The organism is Flavobacterium subsaxonicum WB 4.1-42 = DSM 21790, from assembly GCF_000422725.1.
Taxonomy (GTDB): Bacteria; Bacteroidota; Bacteroidia; order Flavobacteriales; family Flavobacteriaceae; genus Flavobacterium; species Flavobacterium subsaxonicum.
On record NZ_KE383910.1, the window covers coordinates 164,047 to 190,303 of the forward strand.

Below are 26,257 nucleotides of genomic sequence, written 5' to 3' on the forward strand. Positions count from 1 at the left end.
CTCTAAATTAACGCGCTAACTTTTCTTTAAATCAGTTAGCATTTCTTTTTTAAGGAAGATGCCTGTTACAATGGTACTTAGCACATCGGCTATAGGGAAGGCAACCCACACCCCAAAAATACCAAAAAACCTTGGCAAAATTAACACCAGGGGTATCAGGAAAAAGCCCTGCTTGCTCAGCGTAAGCATAAGCGCCTTAATGGGCTTGCCCGCCGCCTGAAAATACGCCGCCCCAACCAGCTGTACCGCAATAATGGGCGATGCCGCAAACACCCAGCGCAGTGCACCCGGGGTATCTTTAATAACTTCGGGGTCGGTAGTAAATACGGCAACAATGGGCTTGGCAAGGGTAAGTATTATTACAAAAATAATAATAGCCAGCGCCCCTGCATATTTTATAGACATGCCTATAGATTCGCGCACCCTGTCGTAATTTTTAGCCCCGTAATTATAGCCTGCAATAGGCAAAAAGCCCTGCGTTATGCCCAATACCGGGAAGAGCGCAAACATAAGCATACGGCTTATAATGCCATAAACGGTTACGGCATGTTCGCCACCCTGTGCGTATAAAGTGTGGTTAAGTATAACGGTAAGCAGGCTTATAACCCCCTGGCGGGCAAAGGTTACAAAGCTCATGGAAATAATTTCCCATGATAATTTTTTATCGAATGTAAAGTGCGACAGCTTGGGTTTTAGTTCGCTTTTAAATAAAAAGAACCAGGCAATGTAAGCAAAGCACAACACGAACGACGATGCTGTTGCAATGGCCGCCCCCATTATGCCCATGTCCAGCACTTTTATAAATAAGATGTCTAACACAATGTTGGCTACCGCCGAAACGATCATGGAGTTCATGGCATGTTTCGACTTGTCTTCGGCACGTATTACGTTGTTGCCCATCATGCAAAATGCCTGGAAGGGAACTGACAGTAATATGGGAAAGAAAAACGCTTTGGCGGGTACCATAATATCTCCGGCAGCGCCAAAGGCATACAGTATTTCATCGCCAAAAAACAGGCCCGCCACCACAAATGCCGACGCTATTATAAACGTCATCATTATCTGGTGGGCAAAAGTACGGTAGGCTTTCTCTTTATTACCGGCACCTAAAGCGCGCGATAGTACAGAGCTGCCACCAATGCCAATAGCCATGCCCATACTGCTTATAAAAAACGTTATGGGCATTACTACAGATAGTGCTGCAATGGCAAGTGAACCTATCCAACGGCCTACAAAAATGGTGTCTATAAGTATGTTTACACTCATAAACAAAATACCTATAGACGATGGGATGCTCTGCTTTATAAGCAGGCTTTTAATGTCTTTTTTTGCAAGCTCTTTGGATGATACCGCCATTTATGCTACCGGTATTTCTGCGTGCGCCCATTCGTTAATCCAGTTGGCCAGTACGTTAATCCATTCGGCGTCATCATTAAGGCATGGCACGGCATGAAAATCGCCACCACCGTTTGCCTGAAAGTCTTCTTTAGCACGCATGGCAATTTCTTCCAGCGTTTCCAAACAGTCAGATACAAATGCCGGGGTAACCACCGCCAGTTTTTTAATGCCCTTTGCAGGCATCTTGTTTATTTCTACATCGGTATACGGTTCCAGCCACTTATCGCCGGCAAGGCGCGACTGAAAGGTTTGCGAATATTTATCTTTTGGTATGCCCAGTTCTTCTACCACAAGGCGGGTAGTTTCGTAACACTGGTGGCGGTAGCAAAACGCATGCGCAGCCGATTCGGTAACGCAGCACGTGCCATCTATTTTACAGTGCGATTTGGTAACATCGGTTTTACGGATGTGCCTCTCCGGGATACCGTGGTACGAGAACAACAGGTGATCGTAATCAAAACCTATTAAAGATTTTTTTATGGAGTTGGCAAGCACTTTAATATAATCGGGCTTGTTGTAAAAAGCAGGTACATCGGTAAACGTCATGTGCGGGAATTTCTTTTTACGAATCTCCTCTGCCAGTACCAAAATGGTAAGGGTAGATGCCATAGCATATTGCGGGTACAGCGGAAAAAGCATTACTTCTGTAACACCTTTATCAGCCAGTTCCTGCAGGCCTGCCTCTATAGAAGGCTGGCCATAGCGCATGGCAAGCGACACGGGTACCTCAACCTCTTTCTTTACTTTTTCGTGAACGCGCTTGGAGATCACGATAAGTGGCGAGCCGTCTTCCCACCAGATCTTAGCGTAGGCATGCGCCGATTCTTCGGGCCTTTTGCGCAAAATAATACCGCGTACCAAAAGGGCACGCAGCAAAAATGGTACATCTATTACATATTTGTCCATTAAAAATTCGTCTAAGTAAGGCTTAACATCTTTAGCTGTAGGGCTCTTAGGCGAACCCAGGTTTACTAACAGTACTCCTTTCATCTGTGTTGTGTGTTTTTGTTTGCTTTGCGCCTGCCGTTGGTTCTCAAAAACCGTGCGAAAGGCGTTGTGTTTGTTTTATTTAACTCTTTATATTTAAACGCCAATATTCGATGCTCTCAACCTGCAAGGTTTTCGAGACCTTGCAGGTTTATCTAACCCCTTAATTGTACCTACAAGGTTTTTAAAACCTTGCAGGAAGCTGTCCAGTATCCTATCATCATAAGCTACTCTCAACCCACAAGGTTAAAAACCTTTCGGGTTACTAATATTCAACTTTGTTATATTTACAAGGCTTTTAAAACCTTGCAGGAGGCTGCATATTATCCCGTTTATCGTGCCAGCTCCGGTACTCAACCTGCAAGGTCTCGAAGACCTTGTAGGTTTAATCTAATCTACTATTCTAACATAAATTTTTCTTCCAACAAATCGTTCTTTTGCTGATGAACAAATTTGTAATTTTCCTTATCTCCAAAAAATCCTAAAACCTCATCACGCATTAGTTTCGTTTCTTTATCAGACAAAATTGCGCTATACGACGAGTATTTAAAAGCCGTAAAGTCCAAATCAAAATGATGTTTCGGATTTAGATGTATGTATACAATTAACCTCCTTAAATACGACTCATCATCAATCCTGATTCTTTTAAAATGTTTCTCAAACAAACTACCTGTTCTGTTTACTGCCTTATTAAAAGCTTTAGCATAAGCATTAAATAAATTAGATAACGCCTGGGTAATTGTGTCGCCATCTGAATTGACTATTAATAAAAAATGAAAATGATTATCCATCAAGCAGTAAGCATATAAAGTACCTTTATTACTTAAATATTTATCTGCCAGCCGTAAGAAATATTGTTTATTCTCATCTGTTTTAAAGATTGTTTCTCCATTGATACCACGATTAAAAATGTGATATGTATGCTCTTTAACTAACGGCTCTAATTTCAAGTTTATTAATAATTGTATTAGTTTATTTTCATTTACATACTCCGTTCAGTAACCCGCAATGTCTCGAAGACCTTGAAGGTTTATATCTAACCCTTTAATTATACCTACAAGGTCTCGAAGACCTTGCAGGAACCGCGGTTGCTGGGATGAGGCCTTACACCTTCTCTACCATGCTCATAAGGTACTTTTTGGGCGTAGTGCCAAATTTCTTTTTAAAGGCGGCTATAAAATGGCTCGATGTACTGTAGCCAATGCGCAGCCCCACCTCGTTTACATTAAACGACCCGCTGTCCAGCAGCTTGCGGGCATAATCCATCTTATAGTCGAATAAAAAGCTGTATACGCTGTCGCCATAGATCTGGCGAAAGCCCATCTTTAACTTCTTGAGGTTAATGCCCACCTGGTCGGCCAGTTCCTGCAGTCCGGGTGGTTCGGCCATGTTGGCAATAACAATGTCTTTAGCTTTACGAATTTTTATTACGTTCTCTTCGTCTATCAAAAACGGGCACTGCTCTGTATTGGCATCTTCGGCGCGGTTAAAATACAGGCTTAGCAGTTCGTATATCTTGCCTTTAAAATATAATTTTTTGATGGACGGGTGCAAATTGAAATGAAAAAGCTGGCTCAGCACAATGGCCATAGACGGGTTTATCTTTTCGTCTTTATAATACTTCTTGTCGCTGTTATCCGAACTTAAAAACGGAATATGGTCGGCTTGTTCTGAAAAGAACCCGTGGAATTTTTTTATCGAAATAAGCACCGATATTACCCAGCTGTGCGGGGCAATTTCTAAGTGTACAGGCAGCTCTTTTTGGGGGTTGTACAAAAACAGCGAAAGCTCTTCGCGAAGGTCTAAAGCATAGCGGCCCTGGTTAAAAATAAACTTGGCGCGGCCCTTTACCCCAAAGTGAAATTGTATCAGGTCGGTGCCTACTTCCCTTTCATAATGGGTGGTTTCGTCGCTGTTGTTCTCAAACCGCAGCACATAAAAACCCTCTTCTATCATAACCTCATCGTGAGTCCCCATAGCGGTATTTTTTGATATGGCAATTTCCAATTTTTTGTTATCTTTATTTAGAATAGTTCTAAACTGTAATTTCGCAATGTGTTGATTTCATTGCAAATTTAGCGTATTTAAGCAAAAAACAACGCTTAAAGGCCAAAATATCCCACAGCGACACAAATAGGACTTACAGCGTTACTTTTTAAAAGGGTATAGTTATAATTTTGTGAACTTTTAGGAGAAGTGTATATGGATCATAACAACATGTCGAGGCACCAGTATTTTTATGCAGTAGGATTAAGCTACAGGAAAGCTGATGCCGAGACCAGGGGAAAGTTTAGTTTAGACGCAGCAGGCAAAGAGGCGGTATTACAGCAGGCAAAGCAGGAGGGCATTACCAGTCTTATTGTTACCAGCACCTGTAACCGTACCGAGATCTATGGCTTTGCACAGCACCCTTTTCAGCTTATAAAATTACTTTGCGATAACAGCCGCGGCAGTGTTGAAGAATTTCAGCGTGCTGCTTTTGTATATAAAAATAACGAGGCCATTAACCATGTGTTTCGCGTGGGCACCGGGCTGGACAGCCAGATACTGGGCGACTTTGAAATCATCAGCCAGATAAAACTAAGCTTTACCGAATCTAAAAACCACGGGCTGGCCAACAACTTTATAGAGCGCTTGGTAAACAGCGTTATACAGGCCAGCAAACGTGTTAAGAACGAAACCGAACTGAGCAGTGGTGCAACATCGGTATCATTTGCATCGGTACAGTACATTATGAATAATGTGCAGGACCTTCAAAATAAAAACATACTGCTTTTTGGTACAGGCAAAATTGGCCGCAACACCTGCGAAAATTTGGTTAAGCACACCAAGAACGACCATATTGTGCTGATTAACCGTACCCGCGAAAAGGCAGAGAAAGTAGCCGGTAAATTTAACCTTGTGGTTAAAGATTACGATTTGCTTCCGTTGGAAGTGCCAAAGGCCGATGTGCTTGTGGTGGCTACCGGTGCGCAAATGCCTACTATAGATAAAGATATACTGGTGCTGGATAAGCCCCTGCTTATATTAGACTTATCGGTACCTAAAAATGTGCATGCCAACGTACTGGATTTGCCAAACGTGACCGTGATACATTTAGACGACCTTAGTAAAATTACCGACAGCACCCTGGAAAACCGCAAACTGCACATTCCGGCTGCTGAGGCCATTATAGAAGAGGCCCTTGAAGAATTTACAGACTGGACCAACGCCCGTAAATTTGCCCCTACCATTAATGCGCTTAAAGAAAAACTAAATACCATTAAAGACAACGAGCTCAACTTTCAGCGCAAAAAAATAACTAATTTTGATGAAGAGCAGGCCGAAATTATAAGCCAGCGCATTATTCATAAAATTACCACTCATTTTGCCAACCATCTTAAAGACCGCGATACTATGGTAGACGAGAGCATTGAGTGGATAGAAAAAGTATTTAGGATAGAAAATCCCGTAAAATGATTAAAACCATAAGGATAGGCACCCGCGATAGCGAGCTTGCCCTGTGGCAGGCCCATACCGTAGAGAAAAAGCTTAACGACCTGGGATATGCTACAGAAATTGTTGCCGTAAAATCTACCGGCGACCTTATTTTAGATGTGCCGTTGTACGAACTGGGCATTACCGGCATTTTTACCAAAACGCTGGATATTGCCATGATTCGTGGCGAGGTAGATATTGCCGTACACTCTATGAAAGATGTACCTACTGCCCTGCCTAAGGGTATTGTGCAGGCCGCCGTTTTAGAGCGTGCCGACTCTCGCGATATACTGGTACACAAAGGCAACACCAACTTTTTTACCGATGCCGCCACTATTGCCACCGGCAGCCTTCGCAGGCAGGCGCAATGGCTTAACCGCTACCCCAACCACAACGTGGTAGACTTGCGCGGTAACGTAAATACCCGACTTAAAAAACTTGAAGATAACGACTGGGAAGGCGCTGTTTTTGCCGCTGCCGGCCTGGAGCGTATTAACCTTACGCCAACCAACCACATAATGCTGGACTGGATGATTCCCGCTCCCGCACAGGGTGCTATGGTGGTAGTTGCTATGGAAAACGACCCTTTTTGCCGCGAAGCCCTGGCACAGCTTAACCACAAACCAACAGAATTAGCTACCTTTATAGAGCGCCAGTTTCTTAAAAAGCTGGAGGGTGGCTGTACCGCCCCTATTGGTGCTCTGGCAACGTATATTGATGATGAAATTAGGTTTGAGGGTGTACTGCTGTCTATAGATGGCAGCGAGAAACTGCACATAGAAAAAGTAGTAGCCCTAAATGATGACATTGCCAATTTTGGTAACGCCTGCGCCGAAGAAATTCTGCAAAATGGTGGTACCGAATTAATGGAACAGATAAAAAGCCAGCTTAAAAAGTAATGGCAGCGCGTGTACTATCTACCAAAAAACTGCAGCCCAACCAAAAGCAGTATTTGCTTAACGCGGGGCTATCGGTTCTGGAGGCCGACTTTATTACCGTACACGCCAAAGCTTTTGCTATAAATACCATAAACCATAACCTTATATTTACCAGCCAGAATGCCTTTAAAAGCTTTTTGGCCAATAAACTAAGCGGGTTGTTTGCAGGCAGTAACGTTTTTTGCGTGGGCAGCGTTACAAAAGCCATAATAGAGCAGGCAGGCTTTACAGTAATGGCTTACGCCGATGATGCACAGGCCCTTGCAGAAATTATAATAAATCAATTTGCGGACGAAAGCTTTACGTTCTTTTCGGGCAACCTACGCAAAGATACCCTGCCCAATGCTTTGGCAACAGCCGGGGTAACCTTTAACGAGGTACAGGTTTACGAAACCGTATTGCAACCTCAGCACATAAAAGCACCTTTAGACGGCCTGCTGTTTTTTAGCCCGTCGGGTATTGAGAGTTATTTACTGGAGAATAGCATAACAACCCAAACGTGCTTTTGCATTGGGGCTACCACCGCAGCAGCACTTAATGGCATCACCAATAATATAGTAGTGGCTAACAAGCCAAGTGTAGAGAATGTTATAGTGCAGGTAAGGAATTATTTTGCAAAGGGCCACGAAGAAGGCACAAAGAAACACAAAGAATAAACAGATACAAAATAACGTTAGTCATTGGCAGGAGTCACGACGCACCCAAGGGCTTTGCCCGAATTGACGAAGTAATCTCACATAACATAGTGCGACTAAAAAAGATTGCCGCGCTCCGTTGCACTTCGCCCGCAATGACAGCCGTCCGGATAAATTGTTGTGATAAGAAATTAAATTAGTGCCATTAGTGTAATTCGTGGCAAACAAACAAAAGAATATGAGCATAAAAAATGACCTTTTTTTAAAAGCATTACGTAACGAACCCGTAGAACGCCCACCGGTGTGGATGATGCGCCAGGCAGGCCGCTATTTACCCGAATTTAGGGCACTGCGCGATAAATACGACTTTTTTACCCGTTGCCAGACACCGGAACTTGCTGCCGAAATTACGGTTCAGCCCATTCGTATAGTGGGCCCGGATGCTGCCATATTATTCAGCGATATATTGGTAGTGCCACAGGCTATGGGCATAGAGGTGCTTATGAAAGAAAGTGTAGGTCCGTTTTTGCCCAACCCCATCCGCACCCCGCAGGATGTAGAGCGTGTAATTGTTCCGGACATTCACGAAACGTTAGGCTACGTAATGGATGCCATAAAGCTTACCAAAGAAATGCTTAACGACGAGGTGCCGCTGATAGGTTTTGCCGGCTCGCCGTGGACTATTTTTTGTTATGCTGTAGAGGGCAAAGGCTCTAAAAGCTTTGATACTGCAAAAGGTTTCTGCTTTTCGCACCCGGAGGCAGCCCACGTATTGCTTCAAAAAATAACCGATACCACCATAGCCTATCTTAAAGAAAAAGTAAAAGCCGGCGTTAATGCCGTACAGGTGTTTGATAGCTGGGGCGGTATGCTTAGCCCGGTAGATTATCAGGAATTTTCATGGAAATACATTAACCAGATCGTAGAGGCACTTGCTCCCGAAACCCATGTTATTGTGTTTGGTAAAGGCTGCTGGTTTGCCCTTGGCGATATGGCACAGAGCAAGGCATCGGCACTTGGGGTAGACTGGACGTGCAGCGCACGCAACGCGCGTTACCTTTCGGGCGGGCGCATTACCCTACAGGGTAATTTCGACCCAAGCAGGCTGCTATCGCCAATACCTACCATTAAAAAAATGGTACACCAAATGATAGACGAGTTTGGCAAAGACAATTATATTGTAAATTTAGGCCACGGTATACTGCCTAACATTCCGGTAGACCATGCCAAGGCATTTATAGATGCTGTTAAAGAGTACAAATAGTTTACAGTTTTAAGTTTACAGTTAACAATAGCTACGCCACACACAACTGTAAACTTAAAACTGTAAACAGTAAACTAAAATATGCTTACAAAAGGACTACGGGACGAGGAGAACGAACGCATAAACAATGTGCTTAAGCAGTTAACGGCACTAACTTTTGTGCCCGATAACTGGAACGAATACAATGCGGCGCAGCTACTGCAAAAGTTAGGCTTGTCTTTAGATGTTTTAGTTACCATGAGCTATCAGGAACTTAATGAGTACCTGCTAAAGTATCACATGGATTGGGCTAATATGGAATTGTTTGCCGATATTGTGGCTTCGCTTTCCGCGAAAGCGGGACTTGAGCCTCTTAAAGAAAAAGCAGTGGCGCTTTATAATTTTATTCAGCAGGAAAGCAAAATGTTTTCGTTTGAGATTTTTGCCAAGATAAACAGTTTAAATAAGTAAAGTCGCCCCCCATTCTTTAACGCACAATAACACAATATCAGCCTTAATCGACTACAATATGACTGCACCCTGGAAAATAGAAACCATTGCACAGATACTGCCGGAAGAATTCTATGATCTTATAGACCGAAACAGGGAGCATATCTGTAAAACATTTCCCGTTACGCTTCGTGGCTGTATAGATTTAGAGAGCACCAAAAATTTTATAAGCCAGGCCATAGACAACCAGATCTGGACAGAGAATTATTATTTTTATGTTAGAGATACTAAAAGCAGCAACCTTATTGGTTATGTGGTGGTTAAAAACATCAATACCGATATTGCCAAATGCGAGCTGGGCTATTTTGTAGATAAAGATTTTGAGGGCCGGGGCATTATATCTGCATCGGTTACCCATGCGCTGAACTATTGTTTTGGGCCACTGCAAATGAACAAAATTACCATTTGCACCTCGCTTATAAATGCCGCCAGCCAACGCGTAGCCACCAAACACGGCTTTATACAGGAGGGTATTTTGCGCGAAGAATTTATGAACGGCCAGGGCCTGTTTGAAGACATTATGTACTTCGGGCTGTTGAAAAAAGATTACAATAATGAAAGATAAGTTTTACAACTACATACAATCGTTACAGGATACCATAACCGCTGGCCTTGAAAAAGCCGACGGTACCGCTACCTTTAAAGAAGACATCTGGCAACGCCCCGAGGGCGGTGGCGGGCGTACACGCGTTATAGAAAATGGTGCCGTGTTCGAAAAAGGCGGGGTAAACATATCTGCCGTTCATGGGCCGCTGCCCACGGCTATGCAGGCGTATTTTAATGTAGGCGATGTTGATTTTTTTGCGTGCGGGTTAAGCCTTGTGTTGCATCCGGTTAATCCGTTTGTGCCAACGGTGCACGCCAACTGGCGTTATTTCGAAATGTACGACAAGCAGGGCAATGTGGTAAACAGCTGGTTTGGCGGCGGGCAGGACCTAACGCCCTATTATCTGTTTGATGAAGATGCCACGCACTTTCATCAAACCTGTAAAACAGCCTGCGATAAGCACAACCCAGAATTTTATCCGAAATTTAAAAAGCAGTGCGATGAATATTTTTGGAATGCCCACCGCAACGAAGCCCGCGGTATTGGCGGCCTGTTTTTTGACCATTGCAAAGCCACCGATGATTTTAGCATGGACAACTGGTTCGGTTTTGTAACGGAGGTCGGCAATAGTTTCCTTGAGGCCTATGTGCCCATTGTAGAGCGCCGCAAGCACATTGAATACACACCGCAAAACCGTACCTGGCAGGAAATTCGCCGTGGCCGCTATGTAGAATTTAACTTAGTGCATGATAAAGGCACGCTTTTCGGTTTAAAGACCAATGGCCGCATCGAGAGCATTTTAATGAGCCTTCCGCCGCATGTGCAGTGGGTGTACGACCATCACCCGGAAGCGGGTAGCGAAGAGGCACGATTAATAAACGTATTAGAAAATCCGTTGGCGGCATGGGTATAAAACAGTTTACAATAGCAGCAGTTTTGGCTTCGGGAATATGCACCGCGCAACCCGACAGCACCGCTACTGCCTATTATAAAGTGTTTGATAACAACCTTGCCGTGCAGGCTTTTGTGCTTAATACGGCCAACAGCTTTACGCTAAACTACACGCAGGATAATACTGTGGTAGACCTTACACCCAATGCAAAAACCACGTTAGGTGTTGCCGTGCAGTACGATATTATATCGTTTAGCCTTGGCTTTGCCCCTAAATTTTTTAAAGACAATCAGGATAACGATAAGGAGTCGAAAATGACATCCTTTAGCTTTAATTTTTTCCCCAAGCAGTGGATGCAGCATTTAGACCTGTATTACCAAAAAGGCATAACCCTGGAAAGCGCCGGTGCAAATGTGTACCTCCAAAATTTAAAAACCATTAAAATTGGCGGCAGCACCGCTTATTTCTTCAATAAAAATTTTTCGTTTAACGCTACGGCTTTTCAAAATGCGAAACAGCTAAAGAGTGCCGGCAGCTTTGCCCCTACGCTGTCCTACTATTACACCGAGTTTAACGGCAAAAAGCAAGAAGGCTTTGGCAGCAATGCCTATTTTATAGATGTAGCCCTGGCACCCGCTTATTATTACAACTGGGTTATTGCCAAAAATTTTATGCTGTCGGCCGGTGGTTCGTTAGGGGCAGGTTTTACCACTACGGTAGATGACGGTACCACCACTTCGCTCCTCATTAACGGATCGCTGCAACTGGCACCCGGTTATAGCGGCGAGCGCTTTTTTTGCGGCATGAATATCCGCACCTTATTCTTTAGCCACCAAACCGAAAGTGATGTAGCTATGGGAGACGCCATTGGCTATACCACGATATTTGCAGGCTACAGGTTCGACCCTCCGGGGTTTTTGGAGAAAGAACGAAAAAAGATAGAGGGAAAAGTAAAGTTTTAAGTTGGCAGTTGACGGTTGACGGTTGACGGTTGACGGTTGACGGTTGACGGTTGACGGTTGACGGAAAAAACACAAAAATGAATCAAAAAACAATACCCATATAATAAATTAACTTGACAGCAACAACATTACAAACTAACTAAAAACCGTTAACTGTCAACTAAAAACAAAAAAAATGTACCCAATACACAGAAACAGACGCCTTCGCACTAACGAATCTATCCGATCATTAGTCCGCGAAACCACCATAAGCCCTAACGATTTTATGTTCCCCATGTTTGTAGCCGAAGGCAAGGGTGTAGAAGTGCCCCTTGGCTCTATGCCGGGTTTATTTCGCCGTTCTTTAGACCTTACGGTTAAAGAGGTTAAAGAGCTTTGGAGCCTGGGCATTAAAGCCGTAAACATTTACGTAAAGGTAGACGATAAACTAAAAGACAACGCCGGTAAAGAGGCCTGGAATAAAGATGGGCTGATGCAGCAAACCATTCGCGCCATTAAAGATGCCGTGCCGGGCATGATTGTAATGCCCGATGTGGCTCTGGACCCGTACTCTATACACGGGCACGACGGTATTGTAGAGAACGGCCTTATTATTAACGATGCCACGGTAGATGCCCTTACGCGCATGAGCGTGAGCCATGCCGAAGCCGGTGCCGATTTTGTGGCACCCAGCGATATGATGGACGGCCGTGTATACGCCATTCGTAAAGCGCTGGAAGAAAGCGGCCACCACGATGTAGGCATTATGAGCTACAGCGCCAAATATGCATCGGCATTTTACGGTCCGTTTCGCGATGCACTGGACAGCGCGCCCGGTTTTGGCGACAAAAAAACCTACCAGATGGATTATGCCAACCGTATTGAGGCCATTAAAGAGGCGCTGCACGATGTAGAGGAAGGTGCGGATATTGTTATGGTAAAACCCGGCATGGCGTATCTTGACATTGTTCGCGAGGTTAAAAACGCGGTAAATGTTCCTGTAGCGGTATACCAGGTTAGTGGCGAATATGCTATGGTTAAGGCTGCTGCCGAAAAGGGCTGGCTGGACCATGATAAGGTTATGATGGAGCAACTTTACTGTATTAAACGTGCCGGTGCCAGCATAATTTCTACTTACTTTGCAAAAGAAGCCGCGATTATTTTGAATAAATAGCGGGCCGCACTTTGAATCTCATGCTGAGCTTGTCGAAGCACATTCAAAGTGCGAACCGTCATCATAACACACTATGAAACACTTACCAACATTATTAGTTGCCCTGTCGCTTTTTTCGTGCAAGCAGGAAGAAAAAAACCAACCCACATACCAACAAGCCGGCGATGCTGCCGTTGCCGAAGGCGATGTTGCCAACCTGAGCCCCGAAGCTAAACTGGGCCAGGAAATTTTTGATGGCAAGGGCAACTGCTACTCCTGCCATAAGCCCGACCAAAAGGTTATAGGCCCAAGCATTCAGGAAATTGCAAACATCTACAAAGCAAAAAAGGGCAATATGGTTAGCTTTCTTAAAGGGAACGAAGAACCTATTGTAGACCCGGAGATGTTTGAAACCATGCGCACTAACCTTATCCTTACCAAAACCTTTACCGATGAAGAGCTTAAAGGCGTAGAGGCCTACATGTACAGCTTCGGCAAATAAATTGCCCGGCATTTTCCCCCTAAGGGATAAATGGTACCCTAATTTCATCCACTCTACAGTAACGCTATTGTTTCTTTTATCATAAGTAACAGAAACAATAGCCAATTACAAGCCATCTGCGGCAGCGCAATATACCCCCGCACTATGGGTGCTTAGGGGGCAGTTGCACCAATCACACAAAAAAATACTATCTTTACCCCCAAAACGTTTTACTAACATTAGAATCGTAGTGGCTTAGCCACGATCTATATATATACTACATAAAATATGGCATGTACCAACTGTTCTACGGGATCCAAAGACGGCACCCCGAGAGGATGTAAAAATAACGGGACCTGCGGTACCGATAGCTGCAATAAGCTAACGGTTTTTGACTGGTTAGCAAACATGAGCCTGCCCGGAGGCGAAGCGCCTTTTGACGCTGTAGAGGTGCGTTTTAAAAACGGCCGTAAAGAATTTTACCGCAATTCTGAAAAAGTTACCCTGAGCATTGGCGACATTGTTGCCGCAGAATCGGCTCCGGGGCATGATATTGGTATTGTTACCCTTACAGGCGAGCTTGTTAAGATACAAATGAAGAAAAAGGGCGTTAAGCCTAATGCAGAGCTTGGTAAAATATACCGCAAAGCAACGCAAAAAGATATAGACATTTGGAGTGATGCCCGTGCTAAAGAAGAGCCTATGAAGGTGGTAGCCCGGGAAATTGCCATTCGCCTAAACCTTGAGATGAAGATATCGGATATCGAATACCAGGGAGACGGCTCTAAGGCTACTTTTTACTACACCGCCAACGACCGTGTAGACTTTAGGCAGCTTATTAAAGATTTTGCACGCGAGTTTAGCATCCGTATCGAAATGAAACAGGTGGGCTTTCGCCAGGAGGCATCGCGCCTTGGTGGCATTGGCTCTTGCGGCCGAGAACTGTGCTGCAGCACCTGGCTTACCGATTTTAGGAGCGTTAACACCAGTGCAGCGCGTTACCAGCAGCTATCGCTTAATCCGCAAAAACTGGCCGGCCAGTGCGGTAAGCTTAAATGCTGCCTTAATTATGAGTTAGATACCTATCTGGATGCCCTTAAAGGCCTGCCCGATATGGATACCAAGATATATACTGAAAAAGGTGATGCTTTTTGCCAGAAAATAGACATTTTTAAAGGTATTATGTGGTTTGCTTACACTAACGATATGGCCCATTGGCATGTTATAGAGGCAGCACAGGTTAAAGAAATGATGGCGCTTAACAAACTAAAAGAGCGTGTAACATCGTTAGAAGATTATGCTGTTGAAGCGGCAGACGATGCTCCGGAGAAAAACTTCCAGAATGCCGTGGGCCAGGACAGCCTTACGCGTTTTGATGCGCCTAAAAAATCGAACAAAAAAAGGCCAAACAATAAAAACAAGGCCAAAGTTGCTACAGACGCTGCTCCTGCCACAAGCGGTGCACCAAAAGCAAAAATGGTTATTACCCCCAACACCGGCGCTAAACCGGTAGAAGGCAACAGGCCACCAAGGCCGGCAGTACAGCCGCAAGGCCAAAAAGAAGGCCAGCCGCAACAGGGCCAGGGTCCGGCAAATGCGGGCAATGGCAGCAGTGCAGGTGGCAAAAGAAATTTTAATAACAATAAGAAGAGAAACCCGAATCCAAACCCAAATCAAAATCCACCAGGCGATAGAAATGGTAAAGATAAAAAATAGCCTTTTGGCGTTAGCGCTGCTGGTTTTATGTTGCTCTTGCGACAAACAGCGGTTTTTTGACGATTATAAAGAGTTTGACGGCACGTGGAATAAAGACACTGTGGTATCTTTTGGCTTTGAGCAAAAAGATACGGTATCGCATTACAACATGTTTGTAACTATGCGCAACAATAAAAACTACCCGTACAACAACCTGTTTTTAATAGTGCAAATGCAGCAGCCCGGCACCAAACTGGTTAAGGTAGACACACTGGAGTACCAAATGGCTAACGCCGATGGTACCCTTATGGGCGAAGGCTTTAGCGATGTTAAAGAGAGCAAGCTTTGGTATAAAGAAAATGTAAGCTTTCCTAAAGCGGGCAAATATACCGTTAGCATACAGCAGGCCGTAAGGCAGGCAGGCAAGGTTACCGGTGTGCAGGAGCTGGATGGCGTTACCGAAGTGGGTTTAAGGATTGAAACAAAAGAATAAAAGAGTATTATGGCAGTAAATAAGAACAGCAATACAACAGCAAAATCGGAATATTCCGGCTATGTAAGAAAATTTTGGAAGATAGTTGGCATTGGCTTTTTCTCGATCATCCTGTTTTTCCTTTTGGCCTCATGGGGTGTTTTTGGTAAAATGCCCGATTTTGAGCAGCTGGAAAATCCAAACTCTAACCAGGCTACAGAAATTATATCGGCAGATGGTAAAACCCTTGGTAAATTTTACCTGGAAAACCGTACACCAGTTAAGTATGCCGATTTGCCTAAATACCTTGTAGATGCACTGGTATCTACCGAAGATGAGCGTTTTTACGATCACTCCGGTATCGATGGCAGAGGTACCCTTCGTGCTGTAGTAAGCCTTGGTACCAGCGGTGGTGCCAGTACTATTACACAGCAGCTGGCAAAAAACCTTTTTCACGGCGAGGGTTCTAAAAACATTATAATGCGTGTAGTGCAAAAGGTTAAGGAGTGGATTATTGCCATCCGCCTTGAGCGCCAGTACACTAAAGAAGAAATTATAGCCATGTACCTTAACACAGTAGACTTTGTTAACAATGCTGTGGGTATACGTTCGGCTTCAAAAATATATTTTGGCAAAGAGCCTAAAGACCTTAAGGTAGAAGAAGCTGCGGTTTTAGTGGGTATGCTTAAAAACCCATCGTACTACAACCCTAACAGAGCTTCTAAAAAAGAATTGGTGTTTAACCGCCGTAATACTGTTTTACACCAGATGGTTAAAAACGGTGTTCTTGAAGAAGCTGAGAAAGAAAAACTGGCTAAAGAGCCTGTGGTGCTTCATTTTTCGCCGGAAAGCCATAAAGAAGGTATTGCTACCTATTTTAGGGAGTACCTAAGGGGCTTTATGGATAAATGGGTTAAAGACAACCCTAAAGAAGACGGTACTGAGTATGATATTTACCGCGATGGTTTAAAGATCTATACCACCATAGACTCGCGCATGCAGCAGTATGCCGAAGAAGCGGTACACGACCACCTTGCCAACCTACAGGAAGAATTTTTTATTCAGCAGAAAAAAAACACCAATGCCCCGTTTGTAAATATATCTAAGGCCGAGACCGATAAAATATTAGACAGGGCCATGCGCAACTCTGAGCGCTGGAGGATATTAAGTCTTCAGGATAAAAGCGATGACGAGATTATAGCATCGTTTAAAAAGAAAACAGAAATGACCGTGTTTACCTGGAAAGGCGAACGCGATACTATAATGACCCCGCTGGACTCTATTCGCTACTACAAACACTTTTTACAAACCGGTGTATTGAGCATGGAGCCGCAAAGTGGTTATGTAAAGGCATGGGTGGGCGGTATTAACTACAAGCACTTTCAGTACGACCACGTACAGCAGGGCGCAAGGCAGGTAGGTTCTACTTTTAAGCCGTTTGTGTATGCAACGGCTATAGAACAGCTGCACATATCGCCATGCGACTCTATTATAGATGAGCCTTTTAGCATGCCTAAAGGCAAATATGGTATTGACGCCGACTGGCACCCGCAAAACTCTAACGGCCAATTTAGGGGGGCGGTTACTTACAAACAGGCACTTGCCAACTCCATAAATACGGTATCGGCTAAACTTATAGACAGGGTGGGCCCTAAGGCCGTGGTAGACCTTACCCACAAGCTGGGTGTAACCTCTAAAATACCGGAGCAGCCCGCTATTGCACTTGGTGCAGTAGAAATTACCGTAAGCGATATGGTTGGGGCTTACAGCGCCTTTGCCAACCAGGGTATGTATGTAAAACCTACCGTTATTACTAAAATTGAAGACAAAAACGGTGTGGTTTTATACCACAATACACCGGAAATGAAAGAAGTACTGAGTAAAGATATTGCTTATGCCGTGGTTAAGCTGTTAGAAGGCGTTACCGAAACCGGATCTGGCGCCAGGCTTAAATGGGGCGGCGGCGGTGGCTCAGGCTACAACCGTATGACGGGCTATCCGTACAAAATTATTAACCCTATTGCGGGTAAAACCGGTACTACACAAAACCAGAGCGATGGTTGGTTTGTAGGCATGGTACCCAATCTTGCCACCGGTATTTGGGTAGGTAACGAGGATAGGTCGGCGCACTTTAAAGGCCTTATTTACGGCCAGGGTGCTACAATGGCACTGCCAATATGGGGTATTTACATGAGAAAATGTTATGATGACGATAGTATGGTGTTTAAGGTTTCAGAAAAACCATTTGAAAGGCCGGCAAACCTCTCCATTAAGGTAGACTGCTACAAGCCCAAGGTTAAAGACACCACTGTGGTAGACAGTTTAGACATAGGCGACGAATTCGCATTTTAATACTAAAAACACCTTCGATTGAAGGTGTTTTTTTATATATTTATACGCGAAAAGTAAAATTAATTGTATGATTAATAAAAAAGTGAATAACGTTAGCGATGCGCTAAGCGATATAAAAGATGGTATGACCATTATGCTGGGCGGTTTTGGCCTGTGCGGCATACCCGAGAACAGTATAGCCGAACTGGTTGCCAAAGGCGTGACCGACCTTACCTGTATTTCTAACAACGCAGGGGTTGATGGTTTTGGCCTTGGCCTGCTGCTGGAAAAAAAGCAGATTAAGAAAATGATTTCATCGTACGTGGGTGAAAACGCCGAATTTGAACGCCAGATGCTTAGCGGCGAGCTTGATGTAGAGCTTACCCCACAGGGCACCCTGGCCGAAAAATGCCGTGCTGCACAAGCGGGTATCCCTGCCTTTTATACACCTGCCGGCTATGGTACCGAAATTGCCGAAGGTAAAGAGGCCCGCGAGTTTAATGGTAAGATGCACATTATGGAAGAGGCTTACAAAGCCGATTTCGCAATCGTTAAAGCATGGAAAGGTGACGAAGCCGGTAACCTTATTTTTAAGGGTACGGCGCGAAATTTTAACTCGTGCATGGCCGGTGCTGCTACCATTACCGTTGCCGAGGTAGAAGAACTTGTTCCTGCAGGTACGTTAGACCCGAACCAGATCCACATTCCCGGAATTTTTGTAAAAAGAATTTTTCAGGGAACTACCTACGAGAAACGCATTGAGCAAAGAACAACCAGAAAACGTAGTTAATCATGGGATTAGATAAAATAGGGATTGCAAAAAGAATAGCAAAAGAAGTTAAAGACGGATATTTTGTTAACCTGGGTATTGGTATACCTACCCTGGTTGCCAATTATGTACGCGACGATATAAGTGTGGAATTTCAGAGTGAGAACGGTGTGCTGGGCATGGGTCCGTTTCCGTTTGAGGGAGAAGAAGACGCCGATGTTATTAACGCCGGTAAGCAAACCATAACCACATTGCCGGGCGCCTCATTTTTTGATTCGGCGCTAAGCTTTGGCATGATCCGCGGGCAGCACGTAGACCTTACTATTCTTGGGGCTATGGAAGTGGCGGAGAACGGCGATATTGCCAACTGGAAAATTCCGGGCAAAATGGTAAAGGGCATGGGCGGCGCTATGGACCTTGTAGCCAGTGCCGAGAACATCATTGTAGCCATGATGCACGTAAACAAAGCAGGCGAATCGAAACTTTTAAAGCGTTGCTCTTTACCCCTAACCGGCGTAGGCTGCGTTAAAAAAGTGGTGACGGAGCTTGCCGTTCTTGAAATTGTACCCGAAGGTTTTAAGCTGCTGGAGCGCGCTCCCGGTGTTACCGTAGAAGATATTATTAAAGCCACCGAAGGTAACCTGATTATTGAAGGCGAAATTCCGGAAATGGTAATTGATTAAGATGTTCGGGTAGAGACGCATTGAATGCGTCTTTTTAAGGCCCCCGCATGTGCGAGCGTCTTGCACGTACAGATTTCTATATAATAGGCATGAGCAAGACGCTCGCGCCAGCGATGGATACTACATAAATTATGGGATCGCTTCGTGCCTCGCGAAGACGGTGCGTAAAGAAAGTTTCTATATATAGTTACGGATCAGACAACAAAAAGCCCCAAATTCAATACGAATTCGGGGCTTTTATATATTTTCAGATATTAAATATTTTATAAGAGGTTACTTTCTGAAAACTGCGACTGTAAACTCAAAAATCTACTCGTAACCCATTTTCTCTCTAACCCTTGCCAGTACGCCGTTAGCCACAGCCGATGCTTTTTGGGCACCCACCTTAAGCAGGGCATCTACCTCGTGCAGGTTGTTAATGTAGTAATTGTATTTTTCGCGTTCGGTTTTAAAAGTCTCGGTAATCAGTTCAAACAAAGCCTGTTTTGCATGCCCGTAACCGTAGTTGCCGCCAAGGTAGTTGGCACGCATGGCTTCGGTCTCCTCGGGCGTTGCCAGTAGCTTGTACAGCGCAAATACATTATCGGTTTCCGGGTCTTTAGGATCTTCCAGCGCCGTGCTGTCGGTTTGTATGGCCATAACCTGTTTGCGCAGCGCCTTATCATCTAAAAAGATGTTTATAAAGTTATTGCGCGATTTGCTCATCTTCTCGCCATCGGTACCGGGAACAATTTTGGTTTCTTCGCTGCTAATGCCTTCGGGCAATACAAACGTTTCGCCCATCTGGTGGTTAAAGCGTGATGCCACATCGCGGGTAATTTCAATATGCTGCATCTGGTCTTTACCCACAGGTACAAACTCGGCATCATATAACAGAATATCAGCCGCCATAAGCATCGGGTACGTAAACAGTCCGGCGTTAACATCGTCTAACCTATCAGCCTTATCTTTAAAAGAATGAGCCAATGTTAAGCGCTGAAACGGAAAAAAGCAGCTAAGGTACCACGACAGTTCGGCGGTTTGCGGCACATCGCTCTGGCGGTAAAATACTACTTTATTAATATCAAGTCCGCATGCCAGCCAGGTTGCAGCAACGCTATAGGTGTTTTCGCGCAGGGTTTTGCCATCCTTAATCTGCGTGGCAGAATGCAGGTCGGCTATAAAAAGAAACGATTCATTCTCGGGTTTATTGGCCATTTCTATAGCCGGCAGCAGGGCTCCTAAAAGGTTGCCCAGGTGGGGGGTTCCGGTGCTTTGGATGCCCGTTAAAATTTTTGCCATTTAAATACTGTTGAAATTTAAACAAAGGTAATGGTTTTGCCAGAAACATAAAGATTGAATTCTTACATTTGAGCTTATATGAAAGCAGTAAAGTATATTTTATGGGCATTATGGCGGGTTTGGTTTTACATACTTATGGGTGTGCCCATAATTGTACTGAGCCCTATACTGGTAATTTCTATAATTTCTGAAAAAACCTACCCCCTATTTTTTTTTATAGCCCGTATCTGGGCTAAGATCATACTGTTTGGCATGGGCTTTTACTACACCATAGAGCGCGAACAGCAAATAGAAAAAGGCAAGAGCTACATGCTGGTGGCCAACCACGCGAGCATGACCGATATTATGCTGATGCTTGTGGCCTGCAAAAATCCTTTTGTTTTTGTGGGGAAGAAGGAGCTGGCTAAAATTCCCATCTTTGGGTTTTTTTACAAGCGCACCTGTATACTGGTAGACCGCAGCAGCTCTAAAAGCCGGTTTGAGGTTTTTAAGCGCGCACAGGCACGTTTAAACCAGGGGCTGAGTATTTGTATTTTTCCGGAAGGTGGCGTTACCGACGATGCCAATGTGCTGTTAGACGAGTTTAAAGATGGTGCCTTTCGCCTTGCAATAGAGCACCAGATACCGGTGGTACCCATGACGTTTGCCGACAATAAAAAGCGTTTTTCGTTCGACTTTTTTAGTGGCAGCCCCGGCAGGATGCGTGCTAAAGTACACCACTTTATACCCACCGAGGGCTTAACGCTGGATGATAAAAAAGACCTTAGGGATAAAACGAGGCAGATTATTTACCATCAGCTTTTAAAGTTTTATACAAAATAAAAGCGCCCCTTAAGGAGCGCTTTTACACTTAACTATAGGCTAACCAACAAGCCTAAAAACTAAAACTGATGCCGGAATAAAGACCAATAAAATAAGGCTTAAAGTTGCCGTTATCCCTGCTATAGGTATTTACCTGGTACTTAAACATGGGTTCGAAGTTGGCCTCGAAAGCTTTAAAAAACTTGTATTTAAAGCCAATACCCACGTTGGTACTAAAGTGTACGTTATTTAAATTTTGTGCTTCGCCCACGCTGGTTGTTAGTCCCTGGTTAGAAATTACGCTTACGTTGTTATCGTTAAGAAAAAGGGTGCTTACCCCACCAATAATATCGATACCAAACTTTTTATTGAGCAAGGCGTACGATAATTCTACAGGCACCTCTACATAGCCCGTAGACTGTACCATAGAGCCATTAAAGGTTTCCTGCGGCAGCTGATCGGCAAAAAGCGCAATTGGCGACGAGGCAGTGTTGCCACCCGGTTTACTGTTTTGGTTTTGCACCACAATGGTGGCGTTACTATTTCTGGCATTGATATTATTTGTTGCACCATTAAGCGATGCGTAAAACTCAACACCCTGTGTAGCGTAATTAAGGTTTAAGGTGTTTACGCCAGAGCGGATGGACAGCCTTTTGTTAACCGCATAGTTTACGCCAAGGCCATAGCTTAAGTCGTTCTCGTAGCTTTTGCTATTGTTTGCAAACTGCCCGTCTATAGGCGAACCCTGCGACATAGAGCTGTAAAATACCGGGGCTACTTGCGGTTTTACCTTCCATTTAGAAGTGTTGCCTTCGGCAAGGTCGGTGCCTTTATTTTCTTTTTCGCCGTTAAGTTTTTCCTGAAGCAGTTTTTCAAGCTCGTTTTCGGGAGCAGCTGCGGTGGTGTCTACAGGGGTTTCGGCAACAGCCTGTTCGTTTAACGGAATTGTTTTGTCTATAGCGTTTTGCTGTGGGGTAACGGTGCTGTTATTAACGTTGTTACTATTGTTACCAGTAGTATTTGTTGCGGCAATACCTGTATTGGCAGTGTTATTATTATTCTGCGGTACATTACCTGTGCTGTTTGTTTCAGATTGCGATTTACTATTGTCTGCTACAGCAGAAGTACTATTGCTACTACCACCCTGTCTGTTAGTACCACTTTTAGATTGTGATGCTGTACCGGCATCTGCTACAGCAGAAGTAGTGTTAGTGATGCCTCCTTGTTTAATAATGCCGTTAGTAGCATTATTACCTTTATTATTATTCGATCCTGATGCGTTTTCAGCTACGCCCGTTGCCGGGTTGGTTAGGTATTTAGATGCCTTAGCGTTTTTATTAGCACCGTTATTTTTGTTGGAAGCATTACCACCATTGCGGTTACTGCCACCCGCCACGGTATTATTTTTATTACGGAAAGCCGATGGGTTTGTTGCTGTTGCAGATGATGATCCTGTTGGGTTAGTGCTATTCTGTATCGTGTTTTTAGATGATGGAGTGCCGGTGTTGCCGGTACCTGAATTTTCCAAAGCATTGCCATCGGTAGTAACCAGGGCACTGTTTACAGGGTTGGTATTTATGCTGTTGGTACTATCGCTAATGCTGTCTCCGTTAGGTATGGGATTTTTAGAAGGCGTTATTTGTAACGGCTGGTTAGGCTGTGCCACGGGGCTCTGTATAACCACGGGGTTATCGTTAGGGTTTATGCCGCTCATAATTTGAAGGCCAGCTAATAAGCCAATTATAAGCAGGGCGGCCACACCAGATAATCGTATCCAGATAGGTATAACCCTTTTCTTTTTCTTTTCCTCGAGCGCCTCCCGTATGTTATCCCATACAAACTCGGGGGGGGCGGCTTCAAAGTCCTTAAACTTTTCCTGAAAAAGCCTGTCTATGTTTTTTTTCTCACTCATTTTGCCGTGGGTATGCTATTGCCCTGTCGGGTGTCTATTTTTTCTTTAAGTATCATCCTTGCGCGGGCAAGGTTAGATTTAGAGGTGCCATCTGTAATGCTTAGCATCTCTGCAATTTCTTTATGCGAGTAACCGTCTATAACATAAAGGTTAAAAACCATACGGTACCTATCCGGCAATTGCTGAATGATAGCCATAAGGTACTCCATGCTAATATCGTCGGCCTCAATTTCTACCTCTGCCTCTTCGGGCAGGTTTTCGCTAACTATTTCAAAGATGCCCTCTGTGCGGTACTTTTGAAGTACGTTGTTTACCATTACCCTTTTGGCCCAGCCCTCAAACGAGCCCTGAAACCGGTACTGGCCTATTTTTCTAAATATAAGCAGGAAACCATCCTGAAGGTTGTCTTCGGCATCGGCGCGGTTGCGGCTGTACTTTAAGCACACCGCAAACAGTTTTGGGGCAAACAGGCGGTATAACTGCTCTTGTGCCTTAATGCTGTTGTCCTGACAATCTTTTATGAGTTGCTCTAACCCCAATGGTTCCCATTATTTGTTATTACTGTGCAATTGGTACCCTTTTTTCTAAAAACTGCTGGTTGCCGTTAGCATCTGTACCCACATAAAATTTAAAGGTATAAACAGTGTCTATAGATACCGGGGGGCACTCAAACGTAAGTGTGGCAACCTCTGGCACCAGGGTTTCTACAGGTGCACAGTCATCTTGTTCAAAAACATTAAACTGCAGTGCCACAACGCGGGCATTGTTTTTATCAATTTCGTACGCAAAGCCATCAAACACGTAGCAATCTGTAGGCCTGCTGTAATACAATTTAAGGGGGTAGGTGTAGCCCGGTATAACATAATCAGGCAGCTCTACGTTGGTAACAGGCACAAACTCCACATGAAAATTGCTGTTCGTGTTCTCGTTATCTAACGAGCACGAAGCCAGGGTAAAAAGGATAGTGAGCAGCAATAAAAGCTTTTTCATAAATCGTTTCAAAATAAATATAAATCTCCTTGTATACCCTTAGATGCAGCAAGGGGCTAAAGGTTGCGTACAAGCAGTATAAATTTAGCATAAAAAAACCCGAAATTAATCGGGTTTAGTTTTTTAAGACATATTTTCTTTAATAACGTCTTTTATTTTAAGTTCCAGCTCTTCAGCCATTTCCGGGTTATCCTTTATCAGGTTCTTAACCGCATCGCGGCCCTGGCCCAGTTTGGTGTCGCCGTAGCTAAACCACGAGCCCGATTTTTTGATAATTTCAAACTCTACGGCAAGGTCTAATATCTCGCCTGTTTTGCTAACACCCTCGCCATACATAATGTCGAATTCGGCTGTTTTAAACGGCGGTGCCACTTTATTTTTAACAATTTTAACCTTGGTACGGTTACCAATTACATTTTCGCCGTCTTTAATTTGCGCCGACCTACGGATATCGATACGTACCGATGCGTAAAATTTAAGTGCGTTACCACCCGTAGTAGTCTCCGGGTTACCAAACATAACACCAATTTTTTCGCGCAGCTGGTTGATAAAGAAAACCGTACAGTTAGTCTTGCTAATAGTACCGGTAAGTTTACGAAGGGCTTGCGACATAAGACGTGCGTGAAGACCCATTTTAGAGTCGCCCATTTCGCCCTCTATCTCGCTTTTTGGCGTAAGTGCCGCAACCGAATCGATTACCACAATATCTATAGCTCCGGAGCGAATAAGGTTTTCGGCAATTTCCAGTGCCTGCTCACCATTATCGGGCTGCGATATAATAAGGTTCTCTACATCTACGCCCAGTTTTTCGGCATAGCTACGGTCAAAAGCATGCTCAGCATCTATAAAAGCCGCAATACCGCCGGCCTTTTGGGCTTCGGCAATAGCGTGTAACGTAAGTGTTGTTTTACCCGACGATTCCGGGCCATATATTTCTATTATCCTGCCGCGTGGGTAGCCGTTAACGCCAAGGGCAAGGTCTACGCCCAGCGAGCCCGACGGTATCGATTCTACCTCTTCAACGGCGCGGTCGCCCAGTTTCATTACGGTACCTTTACCGTAAGCTTTGTCTAATTTGTCCAGCGTAAGCTGTAATGCTTTTAGTTTAGCCTCTTTTTCTCCGCTCATGATTGCTTAGTATATTTTGAGTAAAAGTAATTCTTTTTTTGTTAGAGCAAAAGTAAGAAAATAATCTTATAAAACAATTATTTTTTTCTGTTATATTATTTTGTAGATTTATAATGTAATGATATTATCTTTAGTTGAATTGACGTTTCCTATGAGTTCAAAAAATTTCTGTTTTCCAGCGGTGTTGCAATCGAAAGTGTTATGAAAAAAATTATCTTATTATTTGCTGTTCTTATTATAGTTGGCTGTAAAAAGAGCGAAGGCGGTTTAGAACTGACGGTAGAGAACGACACCATTATTGCATCTTCTGATGAAAATGGTGAATATGTAAATATTATTAAATTCTCTATTACAAACAATTCTGACGATCATTATTATATCAATAATAATTGTCATGATGGTAAGATTTGCGAAACTGCAGTATATTCAGACGGTGTTAATCTCAGAATTTATAACCGTGATAATACAGAAATTAAGTATAACCACGGTCATTTCACCGGTGGTGATGAAGCGTCAGATGCATATTATTTACTATTGAAAAACGCGATGCTATATGAAAAAAGCCTTGGGTATGAGTATCCAGTTGATTATTACCGACAAGTTGGGTTTAAGAATTTTTTTATTTATTCGGGAGAAACTATTTATTTTGAATATCCTTTAAATATAAATAAGGCTGTTGGGTATGAAGCTGTAAGGGTTGGATTAATAACTCTGGATAAAAACAAGCATTATAAAGCTACGGTTTCGATGTTCAGCGATTCGACCAGGTACAAAGATGTTCTTCCACGAGATATATTAAAAACGCTTAAGGCTAATAACATTAAAGTGTATCATGGTGACATCAAATCAAATAAATTACCAGTAAAAGTGATGCCTTAAACTATATTGTATAATAAATTATTGGTTAAATTTTAAGTAATGAAAGAACTAAAACTTAAGTCAGAACAAATCAAAATGTTCACTATAAGCGAGGATGATATTAAAAACGGCAGG

Annotated in this window: 26 protein-coding genes; 17 read left to right on the forward strand and 9 right to left on the reverse strand. The window is 43.8% G+C overall.

The window, feature by feature from the left end:
* Window positions 1-15 precede the first annotated feature (15 nt).
* From G509_RS0117460 to G509_RS0117475, 4 genes are all read right to left on the reverse strand, one after another.
* A complete protein-coding gene (locus tag G509_RS0117460) occupies window positions 16-1,356 on the reverse strand; it encodes an MATE family efflux transporter (RefSeq protein WP_026992715.1) in 1,341 nt (446 codons plus the stop codon).
* Entirely contained in the window at window positions 1,357-2,388 is a 1,032-nt protein-coding gene (gene hemH, locus G509_RS0117465; RefSeq protein WP_026992716.1) for a ferrochelatase, read from the reverse strand.
* A 395-nt stretch (window positions 2,389-2,783) separates the two neighbouring features.
* Window positions 2,784-3,335, reverse strand: a complete 552-nt coding sequence (locus G509_RS0117470; RefSeq protein WP_026992717.1) for a transposase — start codon at window positions 3,333-3,335, stop codon at window positions 2,784-2,786.
* A 154-nt stretch (window positions 3,336-3,489) separates the two neighbouring features.
* On the reverse strand, window positions 3,490-4,362 hold the full coding sequence (locus G509_RS0117475) for a helix-turn-helix transcriptional regulator (protein ID WP_026992718.1): 873 nt from the start codon (window positions 4,360-4,362) through the stop codon (window positions 3,490-3,492).
* Between the two features lie 225 nt (window positions 4,363-4,587).
* Here G509_RS0117475 and hemA point away from each other — a divergent pair, with 225 nt between their 5' ends.
* The 15 genes from hemA (at window position 4,588) to G509_RS0117550 (ending at window position 19,152) form a co-directional block, all read left to right on the forward strand.
* Window positions 4,588-5,844, forward strand: coding sequence for a glutamyl-tRNA reductase (gene hemA, locus G509_RS0117480; RefSeq protein WP_026992719.1), 1,257 nt, complete (start codon window positions 4,588-4,590; stop codon window positions 5,842-5,844).
* Window positions 5,841-6,761 (forward strand): hydroxymethylbilane synthase, encoded by a 921-nt coding sequence (gene hemC / locus G509_RS0117485; protein ID WP_026992720.1) that lies wholly within the window; start codon window positions 5,841-5,843, stop codon window positions 6,759-6,761. Before hemA ends, hemC begins: the two co-directional genes overlap by 4 nt.
* Window positions 6,761-7,456, forward strand: a complete 696-nt coding sequence (locus G509_RS22425; protein ID WP_035739297.1) for a uroporphyrinogen-III synthase — start codon at window positions 6,761-6,763, stop codon at window positions 7,454-7,456. The genes hemC and G509_RS22425 overlap by 1 nt, the downstream gene beginning before the upstream one ends.
* 217 nt (window positions 7,457-7,673) lie before the next feature.
* Window positions 7,674-8,699, forward strand: coding sequence for a uroporphyrinogen decarboxylase (hemE, locus tag G509_RS0117495; protein ID WP_026992721.1), 1,026 nt, complete (start codon window positions 7,674-7,676; stop codon window positions 8,697-8,699).
* A gap of 81 nt (window positions 8,700-8,780) precedes the next feature.
* Window positions 8,781-9,149 carry a hypothetical protein gene (locus G509_RS0117500; RefSeq protein ID WP_026992722.1) on the forward strand — a complete coding sequence of 123 codons (369 nt, stop codon included), beginning with the start codon at window positions 8,781-8,783 and terminating at the stop codon, window positions 9,147-9,149.
* Between the two features lie 58 nt (window positions 9,150-9,207).
* Window positions 9,208-9,753 (forward strand): GNAT family N-acetyltransferase, encoded by a 546-nt coding sequence (locus G509_RS0117505; protein ID WP_035739298.1) that lies wholly within the window; start codon window positions 9,208-9,210, stop codon window positions 9,751-9,753.
* The gene (hemF, locus tag G509_RS0117510; protein ID WP_026992724.1) at window positions 9,743-10,648 is read left to right on the forward strand and encodes an oxygen-dependent coproporphyrinogen oxidase; all 906 of its coding nucleotides are present in this window, start codon (window positions 9,743-9,745) and stop codon (window positions 10,646-10,648) included. The genes G509_RS0117505 and hemF overlap by 11 nt, the downstream gene beginning before the upstream one ends.
* Window positions 10,639-11,589: a DUF4421 family protein gene (locus tag G509_RS0117515; RefSeq protein WP_026992725.1), complete on the forward strand. Its 951-nt coding sequence runs from the start codon at window positions 10,639-10,641 to the stop codon at window positions 11,587-11,589. Before hemF ends, G509_RS0117515 begins: the two co-directional genes overlap by 10 nt.
* A gap of 175 nt (window positions 11,590-11,764) precedes the next feature.
* Window positions 11,765-12,742, forward strand: a complete 978-nt coding sequence (gene hemB / locus G509_RS0117520) for a porphobilinogen synthase (RefSeq protein WP_026992726.1) — start codon at window positions 11,765-11,767, stop codon at window positions 12,740-12,742.
* Between the two features lie 73 nt (window positions 12,743-12,815).
* Window positions 12,816-13,223, forward strand: coding sequence for a c-type cytochrome (locus tag G509_RS0117525; RefSeq protein ID WP_026992727.1), 408 nt, complete (start codon window positions 12,816-12,818; stop codon window positions 13,221-13,223).
* Between the two features lie 267 nt (window positions 13,224-13,490).
* A complete protein-coding gene (locus G509_RS0117530; protein WP_026992728.1) occupies window positions 13,491-14,918 on the forward strand; it encodes a PSP1 domain-containing protein in 1,428 nt (475 codons plus the stop codon).
* Entirely contained in the window at window positions 14,899-15,390 is a 492-nt protein-coding gene (locus tag G509_RS0117535) for a gliding motility lipoprotein GldH (RefSeq protein ID WP_026992729.1), read from the forward strand. The genes G509_RS0117530 and G509_RS0117535 overlap by 20 nt, the downstream gene beginning before the upstream one ends.
* A 9-nt stretch (window positions 15,391-15,399) precedes the next feature.
* A complete protein-coding gene (locus tag G509_RS0117540) occupies window positions 15,400-17,721 on the forward strand; it encodes a penicillin-binding protein 1A (RefSeq protein WP_026992730.1) in 2,322 nt (773 codons plus the stop codon).
* Between the two features lie 67 nt (window positions 17,722-17,788).
* Complete coding sequence (locus G509_RS0117545) at window positions 17,789-18,490, forward strand: CoA transferase subunit A (protein WP_026992731.1); 702 nt, start codon at window positions 17,789-17,791, stop codon at window positions 18,488-18,490.
* Window positions 18,491-18,492: 2 nt separating this feature from the next.
* Window positions 18,493-19,152, forward strand: coding sequence for a 3-oxoacid CoA-transferase subunit B (locus G509_RS0117550; RefSeq protein WP_026992732.1), 660 nt, complete (start codon window positions 18,493-18,495; stop codon window positions 19,150-19,152).
* 309 nt (window positions 19,153-19,461) lie between these two features.
* On the opposite strand, the gene trpS is transcribed toward G509_RS0117550, so the two are convergent.
* The gene (gene trpS / locus G509_RS0117555) at window positions 19,462-20,433 is read right to left on the reverse strand and encodes a tryptophan--tRNA ligase (RefSeq protein WP_026992733.1); all 972 of its coding nucleotides are present in this window, start codon (window positions 20,431-20,433) and stop codon (window positions 19,462-19,464) included.
* 78 nt (window positions 20,434-20,511) lie between these two features.
* Here trpS and G509_RS0117560 point away from each other — a divergent pair, with 78 nt between their 5' ends.
* On the forward strand, window positions 20,512-21,255 hold the full coding sequence (locus tag G509_RS0117560; protein ID WP_026992734.1) for a lysophospholipid acyltransferase family protein: 744 nt from the start codon (window positions 20,512-20,514) through the stop codon (window positions 21,253-21,255).
* Between the two features lie 52 nt (window positions 21,256-21,307).
* Here G509_RS0117560 and G509_RS23005 read toward each other — a convergent pair whose 3' ends face one another.
* From G509_RS23005 to recA, 4 genes are all read right to left on the reverse strand, one after another.
* Window positions 21,308-23,146 (reverse strand): hypothetical protein, encoded by a 1,839-nt coding sequence (locus G509_RS23005; protein ID WP_051200355.1) that lies wholly within the window; start codon window positions 23,144-23,146, stop codon window positions 21,308-21,310.
* Entirely contained in the window at window positions 23,143-23,685 is a 543-nt protein-coding gene (locus G509_RS0117570; protein ID WP_026992735.1) for an RNA polymerase sigma factor, read from the reverse strand. Before G509_RS0117570 ends, G509_RS23005 begins: the two co-directional genes overlap by 4 nt.
* A 19-nt stretch (window positions 23,686-23,704) precedes the next feature.
* Window positions 23,705-24,136, reverse strand: a complete 432-nt coding sequence (locus G509_RS0117575) for a hypothetical protein (RefSeq protein WP_026992736.1) — start codon at window positions 24,134-24,136, stop codon at window positions 23,705-23,707.
* Window positions 24,137-24,259: 123 nt separating this feature from the next.
* The gene (gene recA / locus G509_RS0117580; protein ID WP_026992737.1) at window positions 24,260-25,264 is read right to left on the reverse strand and encodes a recombinase RecA; all 1,005 of its coding nucleotides are present in this window, start codon (window positions 25,262-25,264) and stop codon (window positions 24,260-24,262) included.
* Window positions 25,265-25,465: 201 nt separating this feature from the next.
* Here recA and G509_RS0117585 point away from each other — a divergent pair, with 201 nt between their 5' ends.
* Window positions 25,466-26,143, forward strand: a complete 678-nt coding sequence (locus G509_RS0117585; RefSeq protein ID WP_026992738.1) for a hypothetical protein — start codon at window positions 25,466-25,468, stop codon at window positions 26,141-26,143.
* Window positions 26,144-26,257: the final 114 nt, after the last annotated feature.